Origin of the sequence: Janthinobacterium breve (assembly GCF_051380895.1) — a bacterium.
In the GTDB taxonomy this organism is placed as follows: Bacteria; Pseudomonadota; Gammaproteobacteria; order Burkholderiales; family Burkholderiaceae_D; genus Janthinobacterium.
On record NZ_JBNYXY010000007.1, the window covers coordinates 223,972 to 250,965 of the forward strand.

At 56.6% G+C, this 26,994-nt stretch carries 28 protein-coding genes and 2 pseudogenes; 15 read left to right on the forward strand and 15 right to left on the reverse strand.

Annotated features, from left to right (window positions below; all coding sequences use genetic code 11):
• Window positions 1-146: 146 nt before the first annotated feature.
• Both ACQ4W0_RS15495 and ACQ4W0_RS15500 read left to right on the forward strand, forming a co-directional pair.
• Window positions 147-638: a helix-turn-helix transcriptional regulator gene (locus ACQ4W0_RS15495; RefSeq protein ID WP_436577527.1), complete on the forward strand. Its 492-nt coding sequence runs from the start codon at window positions 147-149 to the stop codon at window positions 636-638.
• Window positions 639-667: 29 nt separating this feature from the next.
• The gene (locus tag ACQ4W0_RS15500; protein WP_436577528.1) at window positions 668-1,045 is read left to right on the forward strand and encodes a helix-turn-helix domain-containing protein; all 378 of its coding nucleotides are present in this window, start codon (window positions 668-670) and stop codon (window positions 1,043-1,045) included.
• Between the two features lie 453 nt (window positions 1,046-1,498).
• On the opposite strand, the gene ACQ4W0_RS15505 is transcribed toward ACQ4W0_RS15500, so the two are convergent.
• Complete coding sequence (locus ACQ4W0_RS15505; RefSeq protein WP_436577529.1) at window positions 1,499-1,741, reverse strand: hypothetical protein; 243 nt, start codon at window positions 1,739-1,741, stop codon at window positions 1,499-1,501.
• 256 nt (window positions 1,742-1,997) lie between these two features.
• The gene (locus tag ACQ4W0_RS15510; protein ID WP_436577530.1) at window positions 1,998-3,026 is read right to left on the reverse strand and encodes a DNA-binding protein; all 1,029 of its coding nucleotides are present in this window, start codon (window positions 3,024-3,026) and stop codon (window positions 1,998-2,000) included.
• Window positions 3,027-3,279: 253 nt separating this feature from the next.
• Here ACQ4W0_RS15510 and ACQ4W0_RS15515 point away from each other — a divergent pair, with 253 nt between their 5' ends.
• From ACQ4W0_RS15515 to ACQ4W0_RS15560, 10 genes and pseudogenes are all read left to right on the forward strand, one after another.
• The gene (locus tag ACQ4W0_RS15515) at window positions 3,280-4,230 is read left to right on the forward strand and encodes a site-specific integrase (protein WP_436534468.1); all 951 of its coding nucleotides are present in this window, start codon (window positions 3,280-3,282) and stop codon (window positions 4,228-4,230) included.
• 206 nt (window positions 4,231-4,436) lie between these two features.
• A complete protein-coding gene (locus ACQ4W0_RS15520) occupies window positions 4,437-4,772 on the forward strand; it encodes a PepSY domain-containing protein (protein WP_436577531.1) in 336 nt (111 codons plus the stop codon).
• A gap of 56 nt (window positions 4,773-4,828) precedes the next feature.
• Window positions 4,829-5,425, forward strand: a complete 597-nt coding sequence (locus ACQ4W0_RS15525; RefSeq protein WP_436577532.1) for an undecaprenyl-diphosphatase — start codon at window positions 4,829-4,831, stop codon at window positions 5,423-5,425.
• A 75-nt stretch (window positions 5,426-5,500) separates the two neighbouring features.
• On the forward strand, window positions 5,501-6,283 hold the full coding sequence (locus ACQ4W0_RS15530) for a COG4705 family protein (protein ID WP_436534464.1): 783 nt from the start codon (window positions 5,501-5,503) through the stop codon (window positions 6,281-6,283).
• 28 nt (window positions 6,284-6,311) lie between these two features.
• Window positions 6,312-6,764: a hypothetical protein gene (locus ACQ4W0_RS15535; RefSeq protein ID WP_436577533.1), complete on the forward strand. Its 453-nt coding sequence runs from the start codon at window positions 6,312-6,314 to the stop codon at window positions 6,762-6,764.
• Window positions 6,765-6,783: 19 nt separating this feature from the next.
• Window positions 6,784-7,542: a COG4705 family protein gene (locus tag ACQ4W0_RS15540; protein ID WP_436534460.1), complete on the forward strand. Its 759-nt coding sequence runs from the start codon at window positions 6,784-6,786 to the stop codon at window positions 7,540-7,542.
• A gap of 25 nt (window positions 7,543-7,567) precedes the next feature.
• Entirely contained in the window at window positions 7,568-8,233 is a 666-nt protein-coding gene (locus ACQ4W0_RS15545; RefSeq protein WP_076568645.1) for a response regulator, read from the forward strand.
• On the forward strand, window positions 8,209-9,570 hold the full coding sequence (locus tag ACQ4W0_RS15550; RefSeq protein WP_436534458.1) for an ATP-binding protein: 1,362 nt from the start codon (window positions 8,209-8,211) through the stop codon (window positions 9,568-9,570). The genes ACQ4W0_RS15545 and ACQ4W0_RS15550 overlap by 25 nt, the downstream gene beginning before the upstream one ends.
• Window positions 9,571-9,578: 8 nt before the next feature.
• Window positions 9,579-10,013 carry an EamA family transporter gene (locus ACQ4W0_RS15555; protein ID WP_436534456.1) on the forward strand — a complete coding sequence of 145 codons (435 nt, stop codon included), beginning with the start codon at window positions 9,579-9,581 and terminating at the stop codon, window positions 10,011-10,013.
• Window positions 10,014-10,026: 13 nt separating this feature from the next.
• Window positions 10,027-10,242, forward strand: a pseudogene (locus ACQ4W0_RS15560) (Tn3 family transposase); the annotation flags it as partial.
• Between the two features lie 442 nt (window positions 10,243-10,684).
• On the opposite strand, the gene ACQ4W0_RS15565 reads toward ACQ4W0_RS15560, so the two are convergent.
• From ACQ4W0_RS15565 to ACQ4W0_RS15575, 3 genes and pseudogenes are all read right to left on the reverse strand, one after another.
• Window positions 10,685-11,287, reverse strand: coding sequence for a hypothetical protein (locus tag ACQ4W0_RS15565; RefSeq protein ID WP_436534454.1), 603 nt, complete (start codon window positions 11,285-11,287; stop codon window positions 10,685-10,687).
• A 2-nt stretch (window positions 11,288-11,289) separates the two neighbouring features.
• Window positions 11,290-11,828, reverse strand: a pseudogene (locus ACQ4W0_RS15570) (hypothetical protein); the annotation flags it as partial.
• A 4-nt stretch (window positions 11,829-11,832) separates the two neighbouring features.
• Window positions 11,833-12,408 carry a recombinase family protein gene (locus ACQ4W0_RS15575; protein WP_436534452.1) on the reverse strand — a complete coding sequence of 192 codons (576 nt, stop codon included), beginning with the start codon at window positions 12,406-12,408 and terminating at the stop codon, window positions 11,833-11,835.
• 195 nt (window positions 12,409-12,603) lie between these two features.
• On the opposite strand from ACQ4W0_RS15575, the gene ACQ4W0_RS15580 reads away from it, so the two are divergent.
• The gene (locus tag ACQ4W0_RS15580) at window positions 12,604-13,161 is read left to right on the forward strand and encodes a hypothetical protein (RefSeq protein WP_436577534.1); all 558 of its coding nucleotides are present in this window, start codon (window positions 12,604-12,606) and stop codon (window positions 13,159-13,161) included.
• 360 nt (window positions 13,162-13,521) lie between these two features.
• On the opposite strand, the gene ACQ4W0_RS15585 is transcribed toward ACQ4W0_RS15580, so the two are convergent.
• The 10 genes from ACQ4W0_RS15585 to ACQ4W0_RS15630 all read right to left on the reverse strand — a co-directional run bounded on the left by ACQ4W0_RS15585 (window position 13,522) and on the right by ACQ4W0_RS15630 (window position 24,676).
• Window positions 13,522-14,661 (reverse strand): sensor histidine kinase, encoded by a 1,140-nt coding sequence (locus ACQ4W0_RS15585; protein ID WP_436577535.1) that lies wholly within the window; start codon window positions 14,659-14,661, stop codon window positions 13,522-13,524.
• A gap of 621 nt (window positions 14,662-15,282) precedes the next feature.
• Window positions 15,283-16,371 (reverse strand): DMT family transporter, encoded by a 1,089-nt coding sequence (locus ACQ4W0_RS15590; protein WP_436577536.1) that lies wholly within the window; start codon window positions 16,369-16,371, stop codon window positions 15,283-15,285.
• A gap of 107 nt (window positions 16,372-16,478) precedes the next feature.
• The gene (locus ACQ4W0_RS15595) at window positions 16,479-16,841 is read right to left on the reverse strand and encodes a hypothetical protein (RefSeq protein WP_436577537.1); all 363 of its coding nucleotides are present in this window, start codon (window positions 16,839-16,841) and stop codon (window positions 16,479-16,481) included.
• A gap of 109 nt (window positions 16,842-16,950) precedes the next feature.
• Window positions 16,951-17,559, reverse strand: coding sequence for a transmembrane anchor protein (locus ACQ4W0_RS15600; RefSeq protein ID WP_436577538.1), 609 nt, complete (start codon window positions 17,557-17,559; stop codon window positions 16,951-16,953).
• An 11-nt stretch (window positions 17,560-17,570) separates the two neighbouring features.
• Window positions 17,571-18,272, reverse strand: a complete 702-nt coding sequence (locus ACQ4W0_RS15605; protein ID WP_436577711.1) for a HupE/UreJ family protein — start codon at window positions 18,270-18,272, stop codon at window positions 17,571-17,573.
• Between the two features lie 60 nt (window positions 18,273-18,332).
• Window positions 18,333-19,562 carry a TolC family protein gene (locus ACQ4W0_RS15610; RefSeq protein ID WP_436577539.1) on the reverse strand — a complete coding sequence of 410 codons (1,230 nt, stop codon included), beginning with the start codon at window positions 19,560-19,562 and terminating at the stop codon, window positions 18,333-18,335.
• Entirely contained in the window at window positions 19,559-19,861 is a 303-nt protein-coding gene (locus tag ACQ4W0_RS15615; protein WP_436577540.1) for a DUF3240 family protein, read from the reverse strand. The genes ACQ4W0_RS15610 and ACQ4W0_RS15615 overlap by 4 nt, the downstream gene beginning before the upstream one ends.
• Entirely contained in the window at window positions 19,854-22,937 is a 3,084-nt protein-coding gene (locus ACQ4W0_RS15620; RefSeq protein ID WP_436577541.1) for an efflux RND transporter permease subunit, read from the reverse strand. Before ACQ4W0_RS15620 ends, ACQ4W0_RS15615 begins: the two co-directional genes overlap by 8 nt.
• Window positions 22,937-24,244 (reverse strand): efflux RND transporter periplasmic adaptor subunit, encoded by a 1,308-nt coding sequence (locus tag ACQ4W0_RS15625; protein WP_436534432.1) that lies wholly within the window; start codon window positions 24,242-24,244, stop codon window positions 22,937-22,939. Before ACQ4W0_RS15625 ends, ACQ4W0_RS15620 begins: the two co-directional genes overlap by 1 nt.
• Window positions 24,245-24,280: 36 nt before the next feature.
• Window positions 24,281-24,676 carry a hypothetical protein gene (locus ACQ4W0_RS15630; RefSeq protein ID WP_436577542.1) on the reverse strand — a complete coding sequence of 132 codons (396 nt, stop codon included), beginning with the start codon at window positions 24,674-24,676 and terminating at the stop codon, window positions 24,281-24,283.
• A gap of 240 nt (window positions 24,677-24,916) precedes the next feature.
• Between ACQ4W0_RS15630 and ACQ4W0_RS15635 the strand changes: the two genes are divergently transcribed.
• Both ACQ4W0_RS15635 and ACQ4W0_RS15640 read left to right on the forward strand, forming a co-directional pair.
• A complete protein-coding gene (locus ACQ4W0_RS15635) occupies window positions 24,917-25,588 on the forward strand; it encodes a heavy metal response regulator transcription factor (protein WP_436534428.1) in 672 nt (223 codons plus the stop codon).
• On the forward strand, window positions 25,585-26,994 hold the full coding sequence (locus ACQ4W0_RS15640; protein ID WP_436577543.1) for a heavy metal sensor histidine kinase: 1,410 nt from the start codon (window positions 25,585-25,587) through the stop codon (window positions 26,992-26,994). Before ACQ4W0_RS15635 ends, ACQ4W0_RS15640 begins: the two co-directional genes overlap by 4 nt.

A 26,994-nucleotide genomic window follows, 5' to 3' on the forward strand; every position in this document is an offset into this window, starting at 1 on the left:
CAGCGTTTCCTCGACTTGCTGTGACATTTTCAAATCTCACCTGTCGATGTGCTGACAGTCCACACAGATCGCATCGGTTTAAAACGCAGTCTGCTTGCCAGCAAAAAGGATGTAAAATATTTTGTACACCATAAAAACGGTAACTCATGCACCTCTACGAAGTCGGCAAAGCAGTCCACGTCCGTCGCTTGGCCCTTGGATTGACGCAGCTGCGTTTGGCGCGGTTGGCGGGTCTGTCGCGCCAGACGGTGCAGCAACTGGAGGCTGGAACCATTACCGACTTGAGTTTTAGACGCGTGGTGAAACTGCTGGGTGTACTTGGACTCAGTTTTGCCCCGCCGACGATCGAGGCCAGGGAGAAAAAGCGCGGTTTGTGGATGGCGGCAAAAAGCGCAAGTGTCAGCTATAAAGGCGAACTGACCAGCGAGCAACTGCAGCAGGCCTTGGTTACTGGACAGGTGCCGATCGACCATCAATCGCACCTACTGCACTTCCTGGACGAAACCCCCTTGCAGGTAGTAGTGATGGCGGTCGAGGAAGCCGCGCATCTGGAAGCTGTCCCACCGGCGCACATTTGGACGTTCGTTGCCAAATTGGCCCGGCAATTAGGTAGTGCGCGTAGCAATCTCTGGCTATAAATGTTTTGTAAGCCAACTAGGAGCAAATCATGAACATCAACCCCATCCGTTCGACAGCGGACCATCGTGCGGCGCTGAGGGAGATCGAAAGCCTGATGATGGCTAGAATTGGCACGCCGGATGGAGATCGCCTTGATGTTCTGGCGACGCTGGTCGTGGCCTATGAGGCCAGGAATTTTCCTATCGAGGTGCCAGACCCCATCGACGTCATCAAGTTTGCTTTGGATCGGAAGAACCTTACCGTTCGTGATCTGCAGCCGATGATCGGTGGCTTGGCCCGCGTCTACCAAGTCATGAATGGAACCCGCCCGCTTACTTTGCCGATGATACGGCGTTTACATACAGGGCTTGGCATTCCTGCTGAGGCGCTGATCAAGCCCCGCAAACTGGCAGACCATTCAGCTTAGTATTGTGCTGAGTTCGATGCGGGCCGTTCGCCTGTAACGGACCATCTTTGCGACCAGCAAGAATTTCTGGCGCGTCGCAGAAGTTCTCCACCAGTACAGCTAGCGCGCGATCGATGGCGTCGGCATGGGCTCCAGGTGGATAGGCGCTAAATGAATTTTTTTGGCAAAAGATTCGACGCTACCCCCGTAGCGCATCACATGGATTAGGTCCGAAGCGCATGTAGACGTAACTCATGCAGCTGAATCTGTATAGATCTTACGCATCCTTGTCAGATGTTGTTGCGCTATCTCCTCGTCAATTTCTATCATTTGGCCTTGTCCTTGAACTAAAATCAGAGTCAATTGAAATGAGACTTTCCTGATGCTGGCCTTTACAGCCAGCTGCAGGACCGAAAATACCTTGTTTTGACTGACGGACGAACCTATATCAAAGCGCCGTCAGTCAAGGTCCGGTTAGCGTTTCTTGTCAGACTGCGATACCAGCGAGCCAGCTAGCGATCTGGTGGTAGCTGCTGAAGTGGCGTTCTGAAGCGCCGTGGACGCTTTCGCTTCCATCGCCTTGCCCGTCACTTTTTGGGTGCCAGATTGCGCCAATGCGCTACCCGCCAAGCTACGTTGCAGTGTTGAGGCATTCGGGTTGCTGAGCGTGCGCCCTGCGGTAGTGGCGACCTTGCCGCCAGTGGTTTTACCTGCCATGCATTTCTCCTTAAAAAGAAAACCCGGGATGTCCATATCTAGTAAATCTATTAGATATTCACACTATAGGTAGTATTTTTAAAAATGCAAGTAATTTATTGCCAGCAGGAAGAATATGAAATGTGTGAGCTATCCAAGTCATCGCTATAGATGCAAAGACACCGAAATTGTTTGGCTTCACCTCAAAAAATCCTAGGTTGGCAGCAAAGGCACTCAAATTGTTGTGTGGATTTCGATAGGTGACTTTGCGGGGTGACTACGTGGTGCCATGATGTCCTGCTTTCGAGCGGCGGCCGCTTAGCTCACGAATAGTGTCCTGCTGTGAAACCAGCGTTGCTTGCGCCGTCCCTAATGCAGCCTCCAGCGTGCGCGACTGATTTGACAGCACCTCGGTTTGCGCTGCCGCCTGCACCAGTTGCCCCTCAAGTGCCTCTATCAGCCGCTCGTTGCTGGCGACTTGAGCCAACATTACTTCGACTTGGTGCGCGGAACTTTGACTGGCGGTAAGCTGCTCGGTTAATCGGCGCCCTGCTGCCTGCTCCTCGTACAGTGACTTTTCGGCCTGGGAGAGCGCAGTAACCAGCCGCGCACCGTCCTGATTTAAGCGAGTCGCTTCTTCCTGCTTTTGCACAAGATTATGTTGCTGTTGTCGCAACTCTGCTTGCACTTGTTGAAGCTGTTGCTCATGGCGCCGCAGATCCTGGTCACGTTGTTCTTTGACGGATTGCCTGTAGTGTTCTAAGGAGTTGCGTGCATGTGCATGTTTTTCTTCCAGTGATTGCCGGTGTACCTCGTTTTCCGCCAAGCGTTCCTGGAAGTCTGCCACCTGCTGTTGCGCAATGTGTCGCGAGATCGCTTCCTCTTGCAGACGGACATCGGTGACGGCATGCATTCGCCCTACTTCTTCGACGCGCTCCCTGGCCTGGCGCAGTTGCTCCTCCAACGAAGCCAGCTCCTGCTGCAAGGTAGCCACATTTACCGCATGCTCCTGATCTTTCTGGGCACTGACCGCTTCAATCACTGACACCCGTTCATTCGCCTCCTCATGCAATCGCGCTGCCAGTCGCGTCACGATATCCTGCAGTGCATCGCTGATCGACACTTTGCGACCATCGATGCTCCCCTCCTCCGCTTCCAGTTCTTTCAGATATTTATGAATAGTGGTTTTGGAGCCCGTGTTGCCCAACGCAACACGCACTGCGTCAACCGAAGGGTGACGCCCCTGCGCGAGCAAGGCATCGCGTGCTCTTTTAACATCTGAATGATAAAGTCCAGCACGAGCCATGGCCATTCCATGAAATAAGATAACGTCTTACATACCATGTAATTACATACCATTTTTGGCGAAAATCAAGGTGAGATTCTGCTTGAAATTGAGGCCGGATAATATAAGGTTATCCTGTGTCAAACGTCTTTTCGTGCCATTTTGTCCGCGTTTGCTGTACATTTGCCGATAGCACCGGACATAATTGGCAACGCCACTAGCGACGATCTACCCAGCCGACCTTACCCGCCCGCTTTTTCTGCCTTACCATGCCATGTCTGATATCGACCTCTTTCTGCAGGCTGCCACGCGCGAGAACACGCGAAAGAGCTATCGAAGCGCGGTCCGCGACTTTGAAGTTGAATGGGGTGGTTTTTTGCCGACGACGTCCGATAGCGTGGCACGCTACCTAGCCGACCGAGCCGGCAAGTATGCCATCAACACCCTGCGTCAGCGATTGGCCGCATTAGCCCAGTGGCATCTCGACCAGGGCTTTCCCGACCCAACCAAGGCTCCGGTAGTACGCCAAGTCTTACGCGGTATCCAGACGCTGCACCCAGCCGAGGAAAAGCGGGCAAGACCATTCCAGATCGATCAACTCATGGCGGTCGATCACTGGTTGACGGCCAACGTCGACGCCGCGCAATCCCAGGGTGAAGTGGCCACCGAGTTGCGGTACCGCCGCAACAAAGCGTTGTTTCTCCTCGGTTTCTGGCGCGGGTTTCGCGGCGATGAGCTGACGCGCTTGCAGATCGAGCATATTCACATCACGCCAGGTGAAGGGATGACTTGTTTCTTGCCGCGCACCAAAGGCGATCGCCAGCTCAAGGGTGGCAATTTCAAGGTGCCGTTGTTGTCGCGCTTGTGCCCGGTCAGCGCTTATGAGGAATGGATCGCCGCAGCGAAATTGACGGCTGGACCGGTGTTTCGTGCCATTGACCGCTGGGGCAACATCGGCGTCAACGGATTGAACATCGATAGCTTGGTGCCGCTCCTGCGTAATATCCTGCAAGAAGCTGGCGTGGATGCACCTGAGTTGTACAGCGCCCACTCGCTGCGCCGCGGCTTTGCCACCTGGGCGACTGCCAATGGGTGGGATCTGAAAACGCTGATGGAACATGTCGGCTGGAAAAACGCACAGTCTGCCATGCGTTACATTGACAGGGAAGATTCATTTAACCGGCGCCGCATCGAGCAGATCCTTCTTCCTCCTGCGAGAAAGTAATCAAACATTTGGGTTGGAGCCCGTATGCAGGGCCAACTGGCATGAAGTGATGGGGTTGATATGGGCCGTCCTCCCTGGAGGCGTCTCAGAAAACGGAAAGTAAATAAAGCAAAACTAAACTATTTTGCAGCGGCTCAGTGCCAGCTAAGTCATCCTCCGTAGTCTCTCCATTACGCAAATACCTGCGTTCTTTTTGGAGAAGCACCATGAATCGCTACAGCAAACTTTCTATCCTGGCCGCAGCCATCGCCGCTGCGGCCACCGTTGCCTATGCCGCCCAAGGCAGCATGGAAAACGATGCCATGGCCATCACCAAAGCCAAAATCCCGCTGGCTCAGGCCGTCACCACTGCCGAGCAACACGCCAATGGCAAGGCTGCACGCGCTGAGTACGAAAACTCGAAACAGGGTTGGGTCTACGACGTGGAAGTCGTCAGTGGGGTCAAGGTCTTTGATGTCAAGGTCGATGCCGACAAAGGCACGGTCATTTCGTCCGCCGAAGACAAAGCGGATCGTGACGACGACCACGACAAGCGAGATTGACTATACGCCACTATGGTCGGGGCATCCCTATGGGGTGATCCGGCCACGGAGAACAAATGGAAAACCTCAATCACGCACTATTTCTCTGGCTTAATGCACCAGAGCATCCAAGCACGCTGCTGTTGGCCGTCGCCACCATTTTCGCTGAATATGCCATTTGGGCGCTCCCGGCCATCCTCGGGCTCGGTTGGCTACGCGGAAGCGAACATACCCGCAAGATTTTGCTCGAAGCGACCGCGTCCGGTCTAGCAGGCTTGCTCATCAACCATATCATTGGGCTGGTTTCGCAACATCCACGTCCTTTCATGATCGGTCTGGGGCACACCCTGATTCCCCATGCGGCGGATTCTTCGTTCCCGAGCGACCATCTGACGCTCCTATGGGCCGTCGCCTTTAGTTTCCTGATGCACAGCAGCTCACGTGTGACTGGCCTGGCACTGGCATTATTGGGGCTGCCTGTTGCTTGGGCGCGTATCTATCTCGGCGTTCATTTCCCGCTGGACATGGTGGGTGCGGCCATGGTCGGGGTGCTGAGTGCGTGGCTGGCCTTTCGTGAAGTACGCATGTATTTGCCCTCAGCTTACCGCCTTACCCTGAGCGTTCATCGAAGTCTCTTCCGAAAACTCATCCAAATTGGATGGGTGCGCAAGTGATGGGCCTATGGCTGGCCTAAGTTTGGCCGGTCAGACTTGCCCCAAGAACAACCAGCCCTTGCAGGAAACAACGCCATGAATACGCTGACCATGCCTTCCACATCAAATTGGCTCAACAAAGTCCCCGAAGTGACGCTCTCATTCTGGGTCATCAAAATCATGTCCACGACGGTCGGAGAAACAGGAGCCGACTTTCTGGCTGTCAATGCTGGCTTCGGCCAAAGCATGACTCGCACAGTGATGGGCGCGCTGTTGGCTGTTGCCCTAATCATACAGTTACGAACGCGGCGCTACACGCCATGGATTTACTGGCTTTCGGTCGTGCTGGTCAGCGTGGTGGGCACCCAGATTACCGACCTGCTCACCGATGGGCTAGGCGTGAGCCTGTTTGTCAGCACGTCAGCATTTGCCGTGGCGCTGGCAGGAATTTTTGCGGTTTGGTATTGGGTGGAACGTACTTTGTCCATCCATGAGATTTTCACACGGCGCCGGGAGTTGTTTTACTGGTCTGCCATCCTTTGCACGTTTGCACTGGGCACGGCGGCGGGTGACTTGGCGACCGAAGCGATCGCTCTGGGCTTCACATGGGGGGCGATGTCATTCGGCATATTGATCGCTATCACCTATGCGGTATGGCGCATGGGCGGCAACGCCGTTCTGACCTTCTGGATAGGCTACATCCTGACTCGCCCCTTCGGTGCCGCACTTGGCGACCTGCTGACGCAGGCCAAGGCCTATGGGGGCCTCGGCATGGGTGCCATGTGGACCAGTGCTCTATTCCTGACCGTGATCGTGATGCTGGTGGCCGTCGCGCAGTTTAGCGTTGGCAATCGCATGAATGCACAAGCCGTCGAATAAACTCTATCGAAAAACTCAAGGAAAAATCATGCGCCATCTGCATTCGCTAACTCACTCCGTTACCGCACTATCGGCCATCGCTCTCTTGGCCCTTGCGGCTGGCTGCTCAAAGTCTACCAACACCGGTACGGCAGGCTCTGCTTCATTAAAAACAAGTCAGGCTACTTCTGCACCGCAGGCAAAGACTGCATCCAAGCTTGGGGATCTGTCTGCGTTTCGGACCATCGCCGCAGAGGTTGCTGCCCTCGTAGATAAAGGCGATCTGCCAGCTGCTAAAACGCGGATCAAGGAGTTGGAGGTGGCATGGGACTCGGCGGAAGCAGGCTTGAAGCCCCGTGCAGCGACTGACTGGCATATGCTCGACAAAGCCATTGACCGCGCCCTTAGCGCCCTACGTGTAGATGTACCCAGTCAAATCGACTGCAAAAAAGCTTTAGCTGACCTGATGACCATTTTTGACTCCCTCCAAGCCAAGCACTAACTAGTAAACAGGAATTGAGATGAATATTTCAACCGAAAAAGCATTAGGCAAAGTCCCTGAAGTGACGCTCGCTTTCTGGATCATCAAGATTGCAGCCACCACGCTCGGCGAAACAGCTGGCGATGCCGTTTCGATGTCGATGAATTTGGGGTACCTGATTGGTACTGCTATTTTCTTGGCGGTATTTCTGACAGCGGTATTTGCGCAAATCAAGGCCAAGAAATTTCACCCCTTCCTTTACTGGACAACCATCATTGCAACTACCACAGTCGGCACGACGCTGGCTGATTTTGCAGACCGATCGCTTGGTATCGGGTACGCTGGTGGCTCGACCTTACTTATAGCTTTGTTGTTCGGTTCCCTATTTATATGGCATCGAACACTAGGCTCAGTGTCGGTCAGCACGCTCAGTTCGCCGAAAGCCGAGATATTCTACTGGGTAACTATCATGTTTTCTCAGACCTTGGGAACGGCACTGGGCGACTGGACAGCCGGTACCGCTGGCTTGGGCTACACCGGCGCCGCTATAGTGTTCAGCGTCTTGTTGGCACTGGTCGTTGCAGCTTACTATTGGACAAATGTGTCGCGGACCCTGCTTTTTTGGACAGCATTCATTTTGACTCGACCTCTCGGTGCCGTGGTGGGGGATTTTTTGGATAAGCCGCTCAGTGCAGGCGGCCTGGCTCTGAGTCGTTACTCAGCATCAGCGGCATTATTCGCCTTTATTTTGACTAGTATTTTGCTATTCAAGCAAAGGGCTGCCAGAACAGCGCATTGAATTATCGGTATAAGAAGGAGGAATAATGCGAGTCTTGCTGGTCGAAGACGACACCATGATTGGCGAAGCCATCCAAGGGGCGTTGAAAGACGCCTCTTATGCGGCCGACTGGGTAAAAAACGGTCAAACTGCCCTTACGACACTGGGTTGCCAGCACTATGACCTGGTGCTGCTCGACCTTGGACTGCCTGGCAAGGATGGGCTGGAGGTGTTGACCAACATCCGCGCCAAGGACAACCCCGTTCCACTGCTCATCATCACCGCCCGTGACGGCCTCGATGATCGACTGCGCGGCTTGGATGGCGGGGCCGATGACTACGTGCTCAAGCCCTTTGAAATGGCCGAACTGCTAGCCCGCATGCGCGCCGTGCTACGACGCAAGGGAGGCAGCGCAACGCCCATACTCAGCAACGGTGTTGTCTCGCTTGATCCGGCCACGCGAGAGGCCGCAGTCAACAGTAGTGCCCCGGCGCAACTCTCCAACCGTGAGTTCGCGTTGTTGCAAGCCTTGCTGGCACGCCCCGGTGCAATTCTTTCCCGCAGTGATCTGGAAGACCGTATCTACGGATGGGGCGAAGAGGTGGAAAGCAACGCGGTCGAATTCCTGATCCATGCACTGCGGCGCAAACTGGGCGGAGAAATCATCAAAAATGTCAGGGGGGTTGGATGGATGGTTTCAAAAAACGTTTGAACGAGTCAGTCCAGTTCAAGCTGTCGTTTTCGCTGTCGCTGGCCATTTTGGTCATCGCAATGGTGGCTGGCTTATTTTCTTTCGTATCCGCATTCGACGAAGCCCACGAGTTGCAAGACGATATGCTGCGCCAAGTTGCGGCGCTGTTTGATCAGCAACACCTCCCGCTTACACATTTTGGAGACGATGGACGCGCCAAAGACAGCGATGAAGAGTCCCGGGTCATTGTCCAGTATCTAGCAAATGGCAGAAAGGTGACCGGAAAAGGTGAGACCGGAGCACCGCTGCCACTACCAATCACGCTACCCGATGGTCTGCATACGCTTGAAGTTAACGGAGAGCCGTTCCGTGTGTTGGTTAAAACAACGTCTAACGGCGAGCGTATCGCCGTAGCACAGGAAACTGGCGTTCGCGATGAAATCGCACGCGACAGCGCTTTGCGCACTTTGATGCCGTTGCTAATTCTGGTTCCAATCCTGCTTTTGATCGTGGCTGATCTTGTGCGCAAGATGTTCCGGCCCATCGCTTCTTTATCTGCGGAAATCGACCAACGCGCCGAACAAGAATTGCATCCAATCGAAGAAAAGCATCTTCCTGCTGAAGTACGACCGTTCGTGGTGGCAATCAATAGTCTACTTGCCAGAGTTGAGAAAGCGATGGAAGCACAGCGCCGGTTTGTCGCGGATGCGGCGCATGAGCTTCGCTCTCCGTTAACCGCCTTGTCACTGCAAGCCGAGCGGCTGGCCGAGGCAGATATGCCTGACCTTGCACGTGAACGTCTCAGGACATTGCGCCGAGGCATCGAGCGTGGCCGGAACCTATTGGATCAGCTTCTCACCCTGGCCAAGGCTCAGTCTGCGCTCGACCGACCCGAGTCGCCCGTATCAGTGCAGGACGTCTATCGACGTGTTCTGGAAGATCTTATGCCACTGGCAGAAGCCAAACACATCGATATTGGTGTCGAAGGAGAACAAGACGTCCTACTCTGGGTTAACGAACTGGACATGATTGCCGTCGTTAAGAATTTGGTTGATAACGCCATCCGTTACACGCCGACTGGCGGCAGGGTCGATCTTTCTGTCGCCGAGGAAGAAGGTCGCGCAATATTGCGAGTCCAAGATTCAGGGCCTGGGATTCAAGTAGTAGAACAAGATCGGGTGTTTGCCCCATTCTATCGCATTCTTGGGAGCGATCAGGTCGGATCAGGTCTGGGCCTTTCCATCGTCAAGGCAGTCACGGATCGGATTGGCGCTGAGATTCAGATAGGATTCTCAGACGAAGTGACGCATTCTGGCCTATGTATCTGTGTGCTCATGCCGCTGGCTAAACCACTTTAAGGAAATATATGGCGACATCAACTGGCTGGTTCTATTGGGCAATTCTATCCGCCGTATTTGCAGCACTGACTGCTATTTTTGCCAAGATAGGCATACAGGGAGTCGATTCCGATCTGGCCACATTGATCAGAACGGCGGTCATCATTGTCGTACTGACCGTGTTCGTGGCTTACACGGGCAAGTGGTCCAATCCCTTCGAACTTTCGCCGAAGACTTGGCTGTTTCTTGGGCTGTCCGGCTTAGCCACTGGCGCGTCTTGGGTATGTTATTTCCGGGCACTCAAGGTAGGAGATGCATCCAAAGTCGCGCCTGTGGACAAGCTTAGCCTCGTCTTGGTGGCTGTGTTCGCGTTCGCATTTCTGGGAGAACGGCTATCGGTCCGGGAGTGGTCGGGCATTTCGCTGGTCGCTGGTGGTGTTCTCTTGCTCGCCTTTAAGCGTTGATGTGTCTGATTGAGCTATGCTGCTAACGCACACCAAGATCACTGAACTCTCGATGGAAGCTGATGTGTGGCCGGGTTCACCCGGCACTTCACACATCTGAAAACCAGCGACACGGCCAAGGACAAGACCTTGCTGCTGACGACAATCCTGACCGATGCCATCAATCCTGGGCTAACCAAGATGGCCGAGTCCTGCCTTCGCAATACCTTCCGTCAAGCTGTCATGGCTACCCGTCGAAGGATCACGAGTTTGCTGATAACTTCCATACGCAATGGCATATATCTCATCACTTCGTCCGACAGCTCACAGATGATGATGCTTTACTAATGGATATGTTGTGGGTTTGGCTTCCGCGCTACAACGGCCATTCAGTGGAGCTGTATCGAGGAGAGAACATTGAACGGCTTGAAAGTGGTATGCTCGGAACCACATGGATCAGTAGGAAAGAAAAGGCTAGCATGTTCGCTAGCGACTTGAACACCGTAGGCAAAGGAGGCGTGATCCCTCAGACGTTAGCTGTAGTGACCTGCATTTGAAACTGGCCGGACCAGCATTCCAGCCGATTCTCGGCCAGGAATAACTGCAACTGACGGCCCCATCAAACCAGCATTAGCTGCAAATGAACCTGCATTTAGTCGCGCCGCCCGCCATCCTATCGCCGCGAACCAGCATTATCTGCAACTGACCAGAGTGTTCAACACGGTCTTGGTATCGGCCTCGATTTCGGCCAGCACGCCCAGCCAGTGACCTATTACTCGCTTGACGCTTGGTGCTGGCTGAGTGTCGCGCCAAACCGTCAGGATGCGTTGGTAGCCGACCAGATCGGCCCGTTGCACGCAGTACGCGGTCGTCATTTGAGTTGCCTCGATGTCGGTGAATTCTCCTGTGCGGCTGGTCTGCTCCAGCTGTCCGACATGGGCAGCCGTGTCGCTCTGGATGCCCCGCAGGTGCTCAATAATGAGCGGCAGGCCGGTCGGATTCGGCCAGGCCAGGATTTCGACTTCCTCGGTCGTGCCAGTGCCGGTAGCGATCCTCAAGACATCGTGCAAGCCCGCTCCGATCAAGTCTGCCTTCGGGATGTTCGTATGTGTCCACGGAAACAGCTCCTGCTTCTGTGCGACCAGCATGCGCAGGTCCTGTTTGAATCCCTGTTCAAAACCGGGAGGCGATGCCTCCTGGTTGTCGGCCTCGACCATTTTCCAAATTCGGTCGATGTGGTCCTCCTGCTCGGCGTTAGGAAACAGGCTTATGTTCCACGTCAGGAAGCAGCTCATTCGTTGGCCTGTTGCTCGGTTTCTGGCTTGTGGAAATGGTATAGCGTCTCTTGGGCTTCCTTAACCGTGCGGAACGGCCGTTCGACTTTTCCTTTGGAGCGCGCCGTTACTCGCTCGCCGTCCTTACCTGCGGGGATGTGCGTCATCCACTCGATGCCCAGCGCGTGCATCACATTCTGGAATACTCGACTTTCGGCGAGCGCACCAGGCCCATCGCTGTCTCGACACCATAGTCCTCCAGCAGCTCGATGGCCCGCTTCGTGGACAGGTGGCGGCCCTGCTTGTTGGTGGTGCGCAGCTTGAGGGCAGCGACCAATTCGCAGTACCGCTTCAGTTCCGATTTCGGCAGCACGCGCGGCTTGCCGTGATCGATACGGTGGACCACACGGGGCTTCAGAAAGTCCTTCAGGGCGCGATACACTGACGTGGTGGAGATGCCGTATAGCTCGGACATGGCGCGCACTTGAGCCGCACGTTCCGGACTTTTGTGAGGCAGACGGTCAAGCCGCTGCCGCAATTGCAGCAGCGATTCGACCGGAATCTGCTTACGCCACCCGGCTGCCACCGCTGTCAGCCTTGTCGAGGTAGTTGTAGAGCGTCGATTTGGAAATCCCCATCATCTTGCAGATTTCTTCGACGGTATGGTTTCGCTCCCGGTGCAGTTTGACGGCGAGCGCGAGCTTGACCGGATCGAGGCGTTTCGGCCTCCCGCCCATGCGGCCGCGTGCACGTGCCGCGACCAGCCCTGCCTGGGTGCGCTCGCGGATCAAGTTGCGCTCAAATTCGGCCAGCGCGCCGAACAGGTGAAAGACCAGCCTTCCGCCGCTCGACGTGGTGTCGATGTTTTCTTGCAGGCTGCGCAACCCGACCTTGGCGACCTCCAGCCGCTCGACCAGCTCGATCAGGTTCTTGAGCAGCCGGCCCAGCCGGTCCAGCCGCCAGATGACCACTGTGTCGCCGGCGCGCAGCATACTCATGAGGGTGGCTAGCCCGGTGCGGTCGGCTCGTGCACTGCTCACCATGTCTTCAAAGAGGCGTTCGCAGCCCGCCGCCAGCAACGCATCGCGCTGCAAGTCCAGGTTCTGGTCGTCGGTCGAGACGCGGGCGTAGCCGATCAGCATGGCGACTTACTAAATTGATCACGAAAATTCAGTATAGCTGGACTTTGAATATTGGAAAGGGATTGTGGATTGTCGGTGTGCTTGAGAAGGCCGCTATAAGCCGGCCGCGCACGGGAATCCAATAAACCCTCGTTTGTTGGGCGTCCGAATTACAATAAGCTCAGCGCTCCTGCTACAACCAACAACGGAGGAAACATGGATGTCGAAGTGTCACAGGTTGCAATCTTCCTGCGCCAAATTCGCAGCCGCTCGTATGAGCATCGTCAAGCTATGAATATACTTTCAGACGCTCGATTGGCGGGCCAGATGACAGCGATTCTCCGGCAGGAATTAGACTCAATGGTACGTGTCATCTACCTGCTTACTCAGACCGTAGAGCGCCGCACGCTGCTGATTGATACCTCAGTAGCCGGGAAGAAATGGCCAAAAATCACTGACAAGGAGATGGTTGACATTGCTCAAGAATTACAAGGCTGGACACAATCCGTCTACAAATTCAGCTGCGCATTTATCCATCTATCTGGACTGCACGACTACAAAGACCGCGATCCTCTAGCCCTACTTTCGCAAGAGGATCGATCGGCCATCCTTCACCATTGCCGCTACTATCATGGCGGGCCAATGCAAGAAGACGCCAGCTTCGATAACCTCATCCCATTTTTTCCTCGTATTTTTGAAAAAATCGCCAGCAACCTATATTGTTACCTTAGAGCACTTGAACGAGGCGAGGAGCTTGACATCCACGAGGTCTAGACCGAGATAATTTTTATGACCGTCGGCCAGATCGTCAGTCGCAGTTATTCCTGACCGGCGTCGATGGAATGCCGGTCGGCCACACCAATGCAGGTCGTTACAGCTTTGCGCTGGCCAGTGCGCCGATCGCTCTAGCCGCGCCACTGGATGTAATTCATCGGGGTCCTCAATACGGACCGCCCCGGAGCAACGGAACGCAAAACCGGGTTAAGCAGGCTTAGCGCCCAATTTTCCCTAATTCTGTGTTTGCCCCATTAATTCAGTTGGTTACATCAGTATTTGGGTATTTTTGCACGAATCCCGGCCTATCTTCAAGATGTTCAATGGCCGGCCGAGGAATAGTCGACCTTCACGAATAGACTAGGCGTTCTGTTGGAGCTTATCGGGCAAATCGATGATGAATATGCAGCCTTGACCGAGCTCGCTTTCGACCGTGAGTGTCCCGTCGTTTGCTTCGACGCTTCGTCGCGCAATAGACAGTCCGAGTCCCAGGCCGCTCTTGTTAGCTCCGCTCTGCGTAAACGGTAAGAATATGTCCCGCGTGGCCTCCGCGCTCAGCCCTGGCCCATTGTCTTTGACTTTGATCAGGATGTTGTCCGTCCCGGCGTCTGCGCTGAGTGTGACGACGCCACCTTTGCCGCTGAATTTGAATGCGTTTTGCAACAGATTGCCGACCGCTGAGAAGAGCAAGTCCTTATCAGCATAGACCGTCAACAAGGAGGGAGTTTGCTCAACGAGAAAGGCGCACTTCATCAGATCAGCTTCCAGCGAAGCGGAGTATTTTACTTCCCTGATAAAATTTGCAAGACTGAAAGTCGTGCGATGCAATTTCATGCCAGGGCCAATGCGGACGTCAGCAAGCGACTGGTCAATCAGACCTCGAAGGCTGACCAGACTACGGTCAAGCACACTCCCGGTGGGACCGACCAATCCAACATTACCTGACTTGATGGCCGCCAGAGCGAGCGTTGCTGTGCTTAAGTGATTGCGCAGTTCATGGGCGAAAAATCCTAGACGTTCATTTACCTCCAAAGCTTGCTCGTCGGCGATCACCAAGTCGCGGTGCTCGTTAAACGCGGTCACTGCCTCGGCTATGCCATTGTCCAGGCACCGATTGAGCGTTCGGAACTCGTTGATACTAAATGCTTCATTGAGGTCAATCGATAGGTCCGAGACAGCCTGACAAAGGTCGCCGTAGTCATGGACTACCTCGCTTATCGAGTATCCCAATGTCAGGAGATCTGCGCCGTGGATGGAAGCCGTCATACCCACTTCGCCGCGGCGCTCTGGATCGCCAGTGGAAGGACCGGACACTGCCAGGGCCTCTGCCTCTGCTCCTCTACATTCCGCTTGCAGCGTGTGTATGAGCTGATCCAAGAACATAGGAATACCCTGTTCCAGCTGCTGCTTATTCGGTGATCGATCAGGGCGATTTGCCACTTTCTCACGGCATCGCCGTTCAAGCTCAGCCCGATTGTCGATTAAAAAATCATGCATCATGGCAGCTCTCCATAGGTTATCGAATATTGATTTCGGCTAATATTGTGGAGTAAGTGAGTCGCGCTTATCCAAAGGCTAGAATACGCTTTTTTACATCGGATGCTTTGCGCGTCAATCGTGCACGTTGGGGACTGCCTGGATCTGCCAGCGTTCTAGTTCAACCAGGCAATCCAACAAACGAAGTTTTCTGGACGGATGCGAATGCAAGCGCGCTCTGGCCAGGTTACCCGAAGCTCGAAGTCCTCAAACGCAGTCCACCATACTTATTTCGAAAACATCGTCGTTCGATGGGTTTTTGGAACATTCTCAGTTGCAGTTATTCCTGGTTCGCACCGATGGAATGCAGGTCAGCCCTATCAAATGCAGGTTCATTTGCAGCTAACGTTAGTTTGGCGGGTCCGTCAGTTGCAGTTAATCCTGGTCGAAAATCCCGTTAAATACAGGTCGGAGCATTATCGATTGCAGGTCGCTACAGTTAGCTCCAACCTCGTCAATCATCGCTGGTCCTTCCAAGCATTCCATCTACCTGGGAGAGTAGGAATTCACCCTATACACCTGTAAGCTCGACGAGATTGTGCGAATCCGCGATTTCGCCCCATGCAATCTTCTTTTTAACCAAAGTCAGGAATGATCGTGCCGGTGATGGATGTCGGGATAATGGGGATGCGCATGGCGCAGCGGCAGATGCTGATGGGCATGCACATGCGGCTCCTTGCCGTCCCAGCTGTCATCGTGCGTATGCTGGTGATGGGCGTCGTGGCTGTGCGCATGCGTATGTAACAGCGGCTCATGCTCGTGATCGTGCTCATGATTTTCCGTTAAATGCAGCCAAATTCCTGCGGCCATCAACGCTGCGGCCAGCCAGAACAGCAGCCCGGGAATGTCGCCCAGCATGAACAGCGAGATGACCGCGCCGACAAACGGCGCCGCCGAGAAATAAGCGCCCGTACGGGCCGTTCCCAGATGGCGCAACGCCAGCACGAACATCACCAGGCTCAAGCCGTAGCCGCAAAAACCGACCAATCCTGCGTTCACGGCAATGCTGACGCTGGGCAAGGTGTAACCCAAGGCCATGGCGATGGCCAGGTTGACGGAACCGGCTACTAGGCCCTTCAATGCGGCAATTTGCAAGGCATCGCTAGCGGACACCTTGCGTGTCAGGTTGTTGTCGATGCCCCAGCACAGGCAAGCGCCCACAATGGCGATCGCGCCCCAAGGCACGCCCAGTTTTGGCACCTGCTCCCAGGACAGCAGGATGCCAGCGGCGACGATCAGCAGCATGCCGATGAAAATACGGCGGTCGAAATTTTCCTTGAAGACAAACCACGCCAGCATGGCAGTCAGCACGCCCTCGATATTGAGCAGCAACGATGCCGAGGAGGCAGGCGTCAGCGTCAGGCCGAACATCAGTAGGACCGGCCCGGCAATGCCGCCGAAGGCAATCGCCCCCGCGAGCCATGGCAAATCCGCAGTCGTGAGCGTGGCGGGTTTGTCCTTGGTGTTGCGGGTGAGCACCGCGCGCACCAAGAAACAGGCCAGCAAGCCCAGTCCGCTGCCCAGGTATAGGATTCCTGCCAGAGTGACGGGAGCGACCTGCCCTACCAGCGTTTTGGCAAAGGGCGTGCTGGCGCCAAACAGGGCCGCCGCCAGTAAGGCGTACACGATACCCTGATGCGTGCTGTGACTGGGTGAAGATGAAGAAAATGCCATACCATGCTTTCATAACGTATTGTTTACTTAGTCTGCCAGTATGCACGATCCGGCACACCCTGGCAGCGCAACCCTCATTGCGGCCCGGTGAGGGGCCGCATGGTGCCTTACTTGGCGACCAGCTCGGCCTTGACTGTGTTCTTGTTCGCGAAGGTGATGCTGGCCTGGGCTCGGGTGCCCGCGGCCAGCGGCACCTCCGTCTTGGCGATCATCGTATTGTCCGCGCCAGGCTGCAAGGCGACGTCGGTCTTGGTATTGCCCGTCATGATTGTCAACACGCCAGTTGCGCCTGCCGTCGCGTAATTCTTGCCCGCGCTTTTGGCATACACCGTGGCTCCCGTCTTGCCGACCTTCAATTCGAGCTTGATCTGGTCCGGCGCCTCGTCATGATCGTGGTCGGTGTGGGCCCACGCGCCAGGTCCTCCGGAAACGAGCAACAAGGTGGCCAACGTCAACATAATTTTTTTCATGCAATTCTCCATGGATGCGGCGATTTTGGTCGGCCTCGCCGCGATAAGCCGTCGTGCATGGGCGGGGCGCCGTGTGATTGGCGCCGCGCACTGAAACCAGCGGTGCTAATTACTTCTTGTAAATGTCAGCGTAAAAACCGCTGGAGCGCAGGATCAAGGTCACCGGCTCGGTCGATTTGTTTTTCCAGTACCAGCCGTGCACGCCCGTAAAGGGCGCGATCAGCGAGCCGCTGGAGCTGCTCACGCCCTTGCCGGCGATAAAGCTCTCGAACTCGTCTTCGCGCGCGTTGACCGGCTCGCCATGGAAATCGTGGTTGACCACGGCGCCACCCTTCGTTTCCCACGAATAAATCAGCGTTGCACCCTTGGCCAGGTGGGTTTTGACTTCCAGGCCCTTGCCGGGCGCCAGCGTGATCTCTTGCTCGTCCGAGCGATACGGCACCGTTTGCTTCGAGGCAATGGTGAGCGCGCGTTCCTCGCCCGGCGCCGAAACCTGCGATCCTTGCGGCGCGGGCACGCTATCGGCTGCGGCCGTTGCCGGGCGATGCAAGGTAGTCAGTCCCAGCGCCTTGCCGATTCCTGTGGGATCGATGCCGTATTCGGCAGGCAGGACTGCCACGGACAAAATGAGGCCGGCGACCAGAGCCGCCAGCCCGGTACCGCGCAGCAGTTCTTTTTTTGCGACTGAAATGCCGCCGTTCATTGGGATGGATGTCATGGGTCGTGCTCCTATCTGCTGAGAAAGCCGGTGAATTGGAAGCCAGCCAGAATGAATCCGGCCGTCATCAGAACAAAATTGCCAGCGGCGGCATACCGCACAAAGCTGGTGGTGCTGCGCCAGTAGCGCATGGCGATCAGGATCATGCTCAGAGCGAGCAGCTGGCCGATCTCCACGCCAACATTGAAGGCAATCATGTTCGGCACCAGGCCGTCGGCGGACAAGGCGAAGTCCTGCAGCTTGGTGGCCAGCCCGAGACCGTGAAAGAAACCGAAGATCAGTACGGCCGCCCGCTTGTTCGGCTGGACCCCAAAGACCGTCTGGAAGCCGCCCAGATTGTCGAAAGCACGGTACACGATGGACAAGCCGATAATGGCATCGACAAAATAAGCATTGATATTCCAGCCGTTGATCACGCCCAGCAGCAAGGTAGTACTGTGACCAATGGCAAACAGCGTCACATACAGGCCGATATCCTTCATGCGATACAAGAAGAAGATCACGCCGCACAAAAACAGCAAATGGTCGTAGCCGGTGACCATGTGCTTGGACCCCAGATAAATGTACGGCAGGATTTGCATGCCGCTGCTGGCCTGCAGAAAACCTTTGTCCGACTCGGAAACACCGTGCGCCGCCGCGATGCCGGCGCACAGCCACAGTAAGGTGCCGGCGAGCCAGCGCCACCAAGTGCCAAGGCCCGGTCTGTTCGTCATCAATTTCACGTAGTACTCCTGTTAAAAGTCATGGCATCGGGCGACGCCTGGAAAAATGCCTTATTCATGGTCCATGTCCCAGACTACATGCGCGTCGACCAAGACCCCGTAATACGCACGCGCCGCAGACACACGCGCCGCCAGGGCATTTTGCTGGGCAGTGGTTGCCTGGCGTCGGGCCGTCAACAGCGTGGGCAGATCGGCTTCGCCCAGGGTGTAGGCGCGCTGCAGCAGGCGCGCGTTGTCACGCATGTCCGCCGCGCCCGCTTCGGCCACCTGCCAGCTTTCATGTGCGCCTTGTGCCGATGCCAGCGATACGGCGATAGCACCATCAAGGGCACGCCGCTTCAGCGCAACCTCATGCTGCGACACCTCCATCGCCCGAACCGCCCGCCCATCGCGTGCGGCTCGATGGGCTCCCGGCAAGGGAATGCTGAACATAATGCCGGTGATCCGCTCGCGCCCGCCCACCTCCGACGCCGTGTACAGGCCGACGGTGGGGTCAGGCGTGCGCTCGGCCCGCATGCGCGCGCTGACGCCTTGCGCCTTGAGCAGTTGCGCTTCGGTAATCTTGAGTTCATCACTCTGGGCCAGAATGCGCTCACGCCAGAACGTTGGTGACTCAGCAAGCGGAAGCGAGGAAGGCAAGGTGGACAACTCGCGCTGGAATCCGGGAAAGCGCGCATGTAGGCGCGCCCAGGCAACAGCGGCCGCCGTTTTTGCGTCGATACTGACGCGTTGCTGCTCGGCCAGGTCGCCACGTGCCAGGCTGGCATCGAGCGCGGCGGCATCGCCGGCCTTGACACGCTTGTTCACCGCAGCAAGATTGTCGCTGGCTGCCTGCTGGTGCTCAGCCGCCAGTACCAGCGCCTGTTCCGCGTGCGCCCAGTCCAGCCACAGCCCCAGTAGTTCACGCGCGGTCTCGTGCAAGGCCTCTCCATAGCGCGCCTCCCCCTCTTCCTGCAAGGCCTGGCCGATGCGGCGGTCCGCACTGGCCTTGGCCGGCAGGCGCAGCGTGCGCTCCACGCCCGCATTCCACTCCTTGTAATGCGGGCCTGCTTCCACGGTACGCCGCTGGGCCGTGACCTTGGCCGTCCATTCATAAGGCGAGTCCTGCGCGAGAGCGGCATCCTGGCGTAGCATTTCGCGCCCGGCACGGGCTGCGGCCACCTCGGGATCCTGGTCTAGCAGGGGGCGCACCATCGCTGTCGGCAACAAGCCGGGCGTTGGCGGCAGTGGCGCGGCCTGGACCGCACCCGCCGCCAGCGCAATGAGTAAGCCAAATTTCATAGCAGCTCCCCCGCTTCGGTAATGAGCGTGAGCCAGTAGCGCACACCGCCGCCTTGCAAGATCTGGCGCAGCATGGACAGCACCTTTTCGCGATGCTCTTCCGGCAGGAGTGCATCGATGCGCGTCATCTTGGCCAAGCCCAGAACTTGCTCGGTGGCGCTGAGCCGATCATGCGCCAGGCCGTGCGCAGCCGCCGCCGTGCTGGTAAAGAGGGAAATTTCACTTGTCATCAGCAGCGTGTCGAGCACGCGCTCTTCCAGCGCCGGAGGACACAGCAAGGTTAAACACAGGTCAGTCATGGGGTTTCTCCTGCTTCGCCACCGCGAAGCGCAAATAAAGAATGGGTAACAACAGCAGGGTCAAGGCGGTCGCCGTGATCAGGCCGCCGATCACCACAATGGCCAAGGGGCGCTGGATTTCCGAGCCCGGGCCGCTGGCGAAGAGCAGCGGAATCAGGCCAAAAGCGGTGATGGAAGCGGTCATCATCACCGGGCGCAGGCGTCGGCGTGCTCCTTGCACCACCAACTCGGCCAAGGCCATTCCCTCGGCACGCAGCTGATTGAAATAGCTGACCAGAACGATGCCGTTAAGTACGGTGATGCCCAGCAAGGCGATAAAGCCGACCGATGCCGGCACCGACAAATACTCGCCTGTGACCCACAAGGCGACGATGCCGCCCACTAGGGCGAACGGGATAATCGACAGTATCAGCAGGGCTTGGCGCACCGAGCGGAAGGTCGAAAACAGGACAATGAAGATCAATCCCAATGCCACCGGAACGACAACGCTCAAGCGGGCGGCCGCGCGCTGCTGGTTTTCGAACTGGCCACCCCAGGTAATGCGGTAGCCGGTTGGCAGCGTCAGCGTCTTGGCCACGCTTGCTTTGGCTTCGTTGACGAAACCCACCAGGTCGCGTCCGCTGACATTGGCAATCACCACGCTATAGCGGCTACCCATCTCGCGGTCGATCTTGACCGGCCCCTCGGCCCGTTCCAGCTTGGCCACGGTACTGAGCGGCACGCTGCTGCCGTCCTTGGCGGTAATGCGCACGGCGGCGAAATCCGTCGGTGACAGACGGACAGATTCGTCGGCACGCAGCAAGATAGGCGTGCGGCGGTTGCCCTCGACCGCATGGCCCGCCTGCTGGCCTTCGATCTGGACCCGCAGCGCATCCTGGATTTCTTCGACGCTCAGGCCTAATCGGCCAGCCTGCAAGCGGTCGACGGCCACGCGCAGGTATTGCACGCCATCGTTTTGCACCGTGTACACATCCTGATTGCCTGGTATGGTTTTCAGAACAGTTTCCACTCGCGACGCAAACTGGTTCAGCTGCGCCAGATCGGGGCCGAAGATTTTCACGGCGATATCGCCGCGCACGCCGATGATCATCTCGCTCACGCGCATTTCGATCGGCTGCGTAAAACTGTATTTAATACCAGGTAACTGGTCGAGTACCTTGCGGATCTCGTCCATCAGGGCTTCCTTGCTCTTCATGCGCCATTCGCCAGTCGGCTTGAGCAAGAGATAGGTGTCGGTTTGATTCAAACCCATCGGGTCGAGACCGATTTCATCCGAACCCGCACGTGCCACCACGCCAGTGATTTCCGGCAACGCTTGCATCAATGCCTGATGGACCTTGAGGTCCAACGCGGCGCTTTGTTCAAGGCTGACGGAGGGCAGCTTTTCGATGCCGACAATCAGGTCACCCTCATCCATGGTGGGCATGAACGTCTTGCCCACCTGCGTGTAGAGCAAGCCCGCGCCAAGTAGCATGGCCACGGCACCGATGGCAACCACACGTTGCCGGCGCATGCTCCAGGTCAGGATGGGTTCGTACCAGGTCAGCAGTTTGCGCGGCAGCCAGGGTTCCTGATGCGCCACATCGTGCAGCAGATACGAAGCCAGGACGGGAATGACGGTCAGCGACAGCAGCAGCGAGCCGGCAAGCGCAAAAACGATCGCCAGGGCGACCGGGGCAAAAAACTTGCCTTCCAGATCCTGCAGCGTCAGCAGCGGCAAAAACACAGTGATGATGATAACGATGCCGGAAGTGACCGGAACGGCTACTTCGCGCACCGCCCGGTAAATCGTATGCAGGCGGGGCAACTTTCCGGCAGTCGGATCGTGCGCCAGTCTTTGGACGATATTTTCCACCACCACCACGGCCGCATCGACCAACATGCCTATGGCAATGGCCAGGCCTCCCAGACTCATCAGATTGGCCGACATATTGAAGCCGCGCATGAGAATGAACGTGATCAGCGCCGCCAGCGGCAAGACCAGGGCCACCGTCAGCGCCGCGCGCATGTTGCCCAGGAACAGGACCAAGAGGACGACGACAATCACCGTCGCTTCTAATAATGCAGACGAGACGGCACCCACGGCTTTCGAGACGAGCTGTGCCCGGTCATAAAAGACATTCAGGGTGACGCCCTTGGGCAAGGTTGGCTTGATCTCGTCGAGCTTCTTGCGCACGCCTTCGACCACTTGCTGCGCATTGGCGCCGGCAAGACCAAGCACCAGGCCTTGTACCGCCTCCCCTTTGCCGCTCTGGGTCACGACGCCATAGCGTGTCAATGAGCCGATACGCACGTCGGCGAGTGCGCCCACGCGCAACGGCGCCCCGTTCTGTACCGTGACGACGACCGCGCGCAAATCATCGAGGCTGGTGATGCTGCCTTCGCTGCGCACCAGCAACACTTCATCGCCGTCGCCGAGGCGCCCGGCCCCGTCGTTGCGGTTGTTGGCGCGGATTGCTTCACTCAACTGTGCCAGTGTGACGCCGCCGGCCGCCATGGCCAGCGAATTGGGCACGACCTCAAAGGCGCGCACTACTCCGCCCAAGGCATTCACATCAGCCACCCCTGGCACGGTGCGCAAGGCGGGACGGATCACCCAGTCGAGCAAACTACGGCGCTCGGCCAGGGAGAGACCGCCACCTTCGATGGTAAACATGAACATTTCACCCAGCGGCGTGGTGATCGGTGCCATGCCACCGCTGATGCCACCGGGCAAGCTCTCGGTGATGCCGGCAAGCCGTTCACTGACCTGCTGGCGGGCCCAGAAGATATCAGTGCCATCCTGAAAGTCGATGGTGACGTCGGCCAGTCCATATTTCGTCACCGAACGCAGGACTTTGGTCTTCGGAATGCCCAGCATTTCGACTTCGATCGGCACCGCGATGCGGCTTTCCACTTCTTCCGGCGTCATGCCGGGGGCCTTCATGATGATCTTGACCTGCGTACTTGATACGTCAGGAAAGGCGTCGATGGGCAACTGGTTGAAGGCAAACCAGCCAGCACCACCCAACATCAACGCCGCCAGCAGGACAAATAGCCGTTGCGAGAGACAAGCCTGAATCAGACGGGCTAACATCAGCTGCCTCCTTTTTCGCCCAGCCAGGAGCCTTTCAGGGCCACGACGCCGGAGATGGCGAGATGATCGCCCGCCTTCAGCGTCCCGGACACGCGCACGCGCTGTCCGGCGCTACTGACGACGGTCACCGGACGGGCTTCAAAGCCATCCTTATTTCGCACAAAAACGTAAGCTTGCTTGCCGTCGTGTGCCAGAGCGGCCAGCGGCACGTCCCAGGCGGCAGTATTGGCGCTCAACGGCAATTGCACGGTGACCATTTCACCGGGCCGCAAGCCACTTGTCCCAGCATCCAGTTCGGCGCGAATAGCGACCGTCTGGCTGCCCGGTACGACGACCGGACTGATACTGACGATGCGTGCCTTGCTGTTGCGCCCCTCTATCTGCAAGGCGCCGCCGACCCGCCAAGCCGCAGATTCAGCGGCAGGCGCCTGGATGTCCAGTGCCAGACGATCCACTTGTGTCAGGTGCAGCAAGGCGGTGGCAGGGTCGATCCGCTGACCCGGCCTGACCTCGATGTTGGTCACGATGCCGGCCTGGGTGGCCGTAAGCGTCAATCCATCCTCCAGCTTGCCGCTGGCGATAATGCGTTCGATAGACTGTGCCGACAAACCAGCCAGGCGCAGCGCGGCTTTGGCTTGGCGCAATGTCGCTTCGCTATCCTGTAGCGCCGCCTGCGACTCCTGCACGCGGCGCTGTGCAATGATGCCCTCGTCGAACAAAGCCCGTTCGCGCAGTGCAGTCTGGCGGGCCAGGCCGGCACGGCTCGCCGCTTGCAACACTTGCAATTGGAGGGGGCCGAGTTCCTGGCTGACCACGCGCAGCAGCGGTGCGCCGCGCTTGACCATCTGGTTCGGTTGCACATATAGCTGTATCGCCAGGCCCGCAACGGGCGAGCTGACGATTTGTTCACCATTGGCGGGCAAGGCTACCTGCGCAGGCAGGCTCAGCACGACAAGTTCGGCATCGCGCTGCAAAGCCTTCACCTGGATATTGAGGGCTTGCATCTGCTGTTGCGTGACAGCAATTTTGGCTGAGCGTTCTGCGGCGGATGACGGAATGCAAAATGCCAGCGCAAGCGCCAGGCACAAGGGCGAGAGTATTTCTCTTGTTTTCATGATTCTTTCCTGAATGAGGCAGACAGGGCTACTGGGGTGATCGAGGCCAAGGCCCGCAGGCCAGGCACGCCAACATCCACCTGGCGCGCCATATAGGCGGCGCCGGATGAAGGAAGGCAGCACAAAGTGATAATGCAACGAAGACAGGAACGCGCGACGCATTCGGGCGCGCGTCCACTCCAGAAAATGCATGATTGGGGGCGCAAGCCTCCGGTCATACAGACGGAGTTAGGCTGTCAGCGCGTCGCTACAAGGGGGGCGGAACGGGGGATCGTACGATGGGAGCGGCAAGCGCAGGGCGACAAATTGCGGTGGGACATTGGCGTCCGCAGCCGGCATGGAAAAGCCGCCAAAGGCGGTATCCGGGAAAAACTGAAGATGGTCAACGGCGTGCAATGCCTGGTGTCCGGACTTGCCAGGCACGTCATTGCTGCGATCATCATGATCGCCATCGTCGCTGTGGCCCAGGTGGACATGCTCATGCTCACCGGCATCCTGGTCGAGCTGGCCGATATGCGCCATCTCATGTGCCAGGCGAACGCTGCTCCCCGTCCATGCGCCGCTGTTCGTCATGAACATGACGAACAGGAAAAAAGCGAGGTAGTTGGAGAGGGACTTGCGCATGCCCGGAATGTATCACGCCTGTCATGACTTTGCGAGGGCGCTGTTGTGAAAATTTAAAAAAGTGCAGGAACCTTTGATCGTATTCTAATTAGCACTGGTAAACAGTTCAATTCTGACAGGATTGTAATCCTGGCGTTAGACGACTGTCACCTTTCCAAGGTAGACTGAAGACAGAAACCGACGGCGATCTTCGCCATCCGCATAACGTGGACACAGCAGTTGAACGAGTGGAAAAGTGACATGCGATTATTAGTTGTGGAAGACGAGCAAAAGGCGGGCGAATATATTCAGAAAGGTCTGAACGAGTCTGGCTTTGTGGTTGACTTGGCGAGAACTGGGCCCGACGGACTTCACGCTGCCACTACTGCCCATTACGACCTGATCGTGCTTGACGTCATGCTTCCGGGCTTAGATGGTTGGCAAATCATCGCTGAGTTGCGCAAAACGGTCGATACGCCGGTGCTGTTTCTTACAGCACGGGATGGGCTCGATGACCGCATCAAAGGCCTGGAGCTTGGTGCGGATGATTACTTGGTCAAGCCCTTCGCTTTTGTTGAGTTGCTTGTTCGTATTCGAACGTTGTTGCGCCGAGGGCCGATCAGAGAAGCTGATATTTTTCAGATTGCCGATCTGGAACTGGACATTCCCAAGCGAAGAGTCATACGGGCCGGTGTGCGGATTGATTTGACTGCAAAAGAATTTGCCCTTTTGCATTTGTTATCCAAGCGGGTCGGACAAGTTTTGTCCCGGCCGTTGATTGCATCGCAAGTCTGGGACATGAATTTTGACAGCGACACGAACGTGGTGGATGTCGCGGTACGCCGTCTACGAGCAAAAATTGACGACCCCTTCGAGGTCAAACTGATCCATACGATTCGGAGTATGGGCTACGTGTTAGAAAATAGACAATGAAGGTCAAGAACTGGTCTCTCACAGCTCAGCTGGGGGCGCTCTTCGCTGGCATCTCGGCAATTGTATTTTCGGCCCTAGGCATCTATCTCTATCAAGCACTCGCGGCGCAGCTCCAGGCACGGGATGATGCAGACCTTGTCGACCGTATTGTGTTCATCAGGCATATGCTTGAGGAAACATCGAGTGTAGAGTCGATTCGTGTGGATCCGCACCGCTTTTTAGATGCTGTCGATTTGCATGGCGGCTTTTTGCTCGTTATGCAGGCACAAGACGGTGAAGAATTAACCCGCAATACCCGTGACCGTTCATTCATGCACGCCAATGGGGCTGTGCCGGCTGAGACGATGCCAGAGCCATCTCACGTACGTGCTGCGCCAGGGCATAGCGAACCCAACCTAAGGGTCATTGCAGCGCTGGGTACCGTTGGTTCGACAGGTTCCGTGGTGCAAATCACGCTCGCCCGGAGCGAAGAGAGCCGCGCAGCTGTTCTATCTGCATACAAGTTAAAAGTTCTTGCTTCAGGCTTCTTTGGTGCTGTGCTAACAGCCCTACTGGGGTTTCTGCTTGTGCGTCGCGCGTTGCACAAAGTGAAGCTCTTCGCGCAGCAAGCTCAGCAAGTCAGTGCGCACAATTTGGAAGTGCGCTTGCATGCAAAATCAGCCCCGAAGGAATTCCAGATACTGGCTGATTCGTTCAATGAGGTGCTTGACCGCCTGCAAAATAGCTTTAATAACCTTTCCCAGTTCGCAGATGACCTGGCACATGATTTGCGTACGCCTCTTAACAATCTGATGGTGCAAACAGAAGTTGCCCTGTCTCACCCCAGAGAATCGGAGGAATATCAAAACCTGCTCTCATCTAACTATGAGGAGTTTGGCCGTCTAGCCAGGATGGTGGAAAGCATATTATTTTTGGCACGGGCTGACCATGACCAGGTTTCGCTAGCAACTGAACAACTCGATATGGATGTTGAGCTGACGCGAATCGCAGAGTATTTTGAAGGGCCGGCATCCGACGCCGGGATATCAGTCATCGTCATCGCCACTGGTAAAGTGCTTGCTGATGGACACCTACTTCGCCGCGCGGTGAGCAACCTTGTATCGAACGCCATTCGGTACACCCCGAAGGGCGAAACTATCACCCTCAAGGCGATAGCTGACGACGACGGGGCCGTGGTTTCCGTTTCCAATCCTGGCCCAGGCATCATGCAGGAACACTTGCCGCGGCTGTTTGACAGGTTCTATCGTTCCGATAAATCGAGGTCCAGCACGTCAGCCTCCGCTGGTTTGGGTCTTTCAATCGTAAAATCCATCATGACGCTTCACCATGGCCGCGCCAGCGTGACGAGTGAGCCCGACGGAGTGACCGAATTCACGCTATTTTTTCCAGCACCCATTACCCACTGA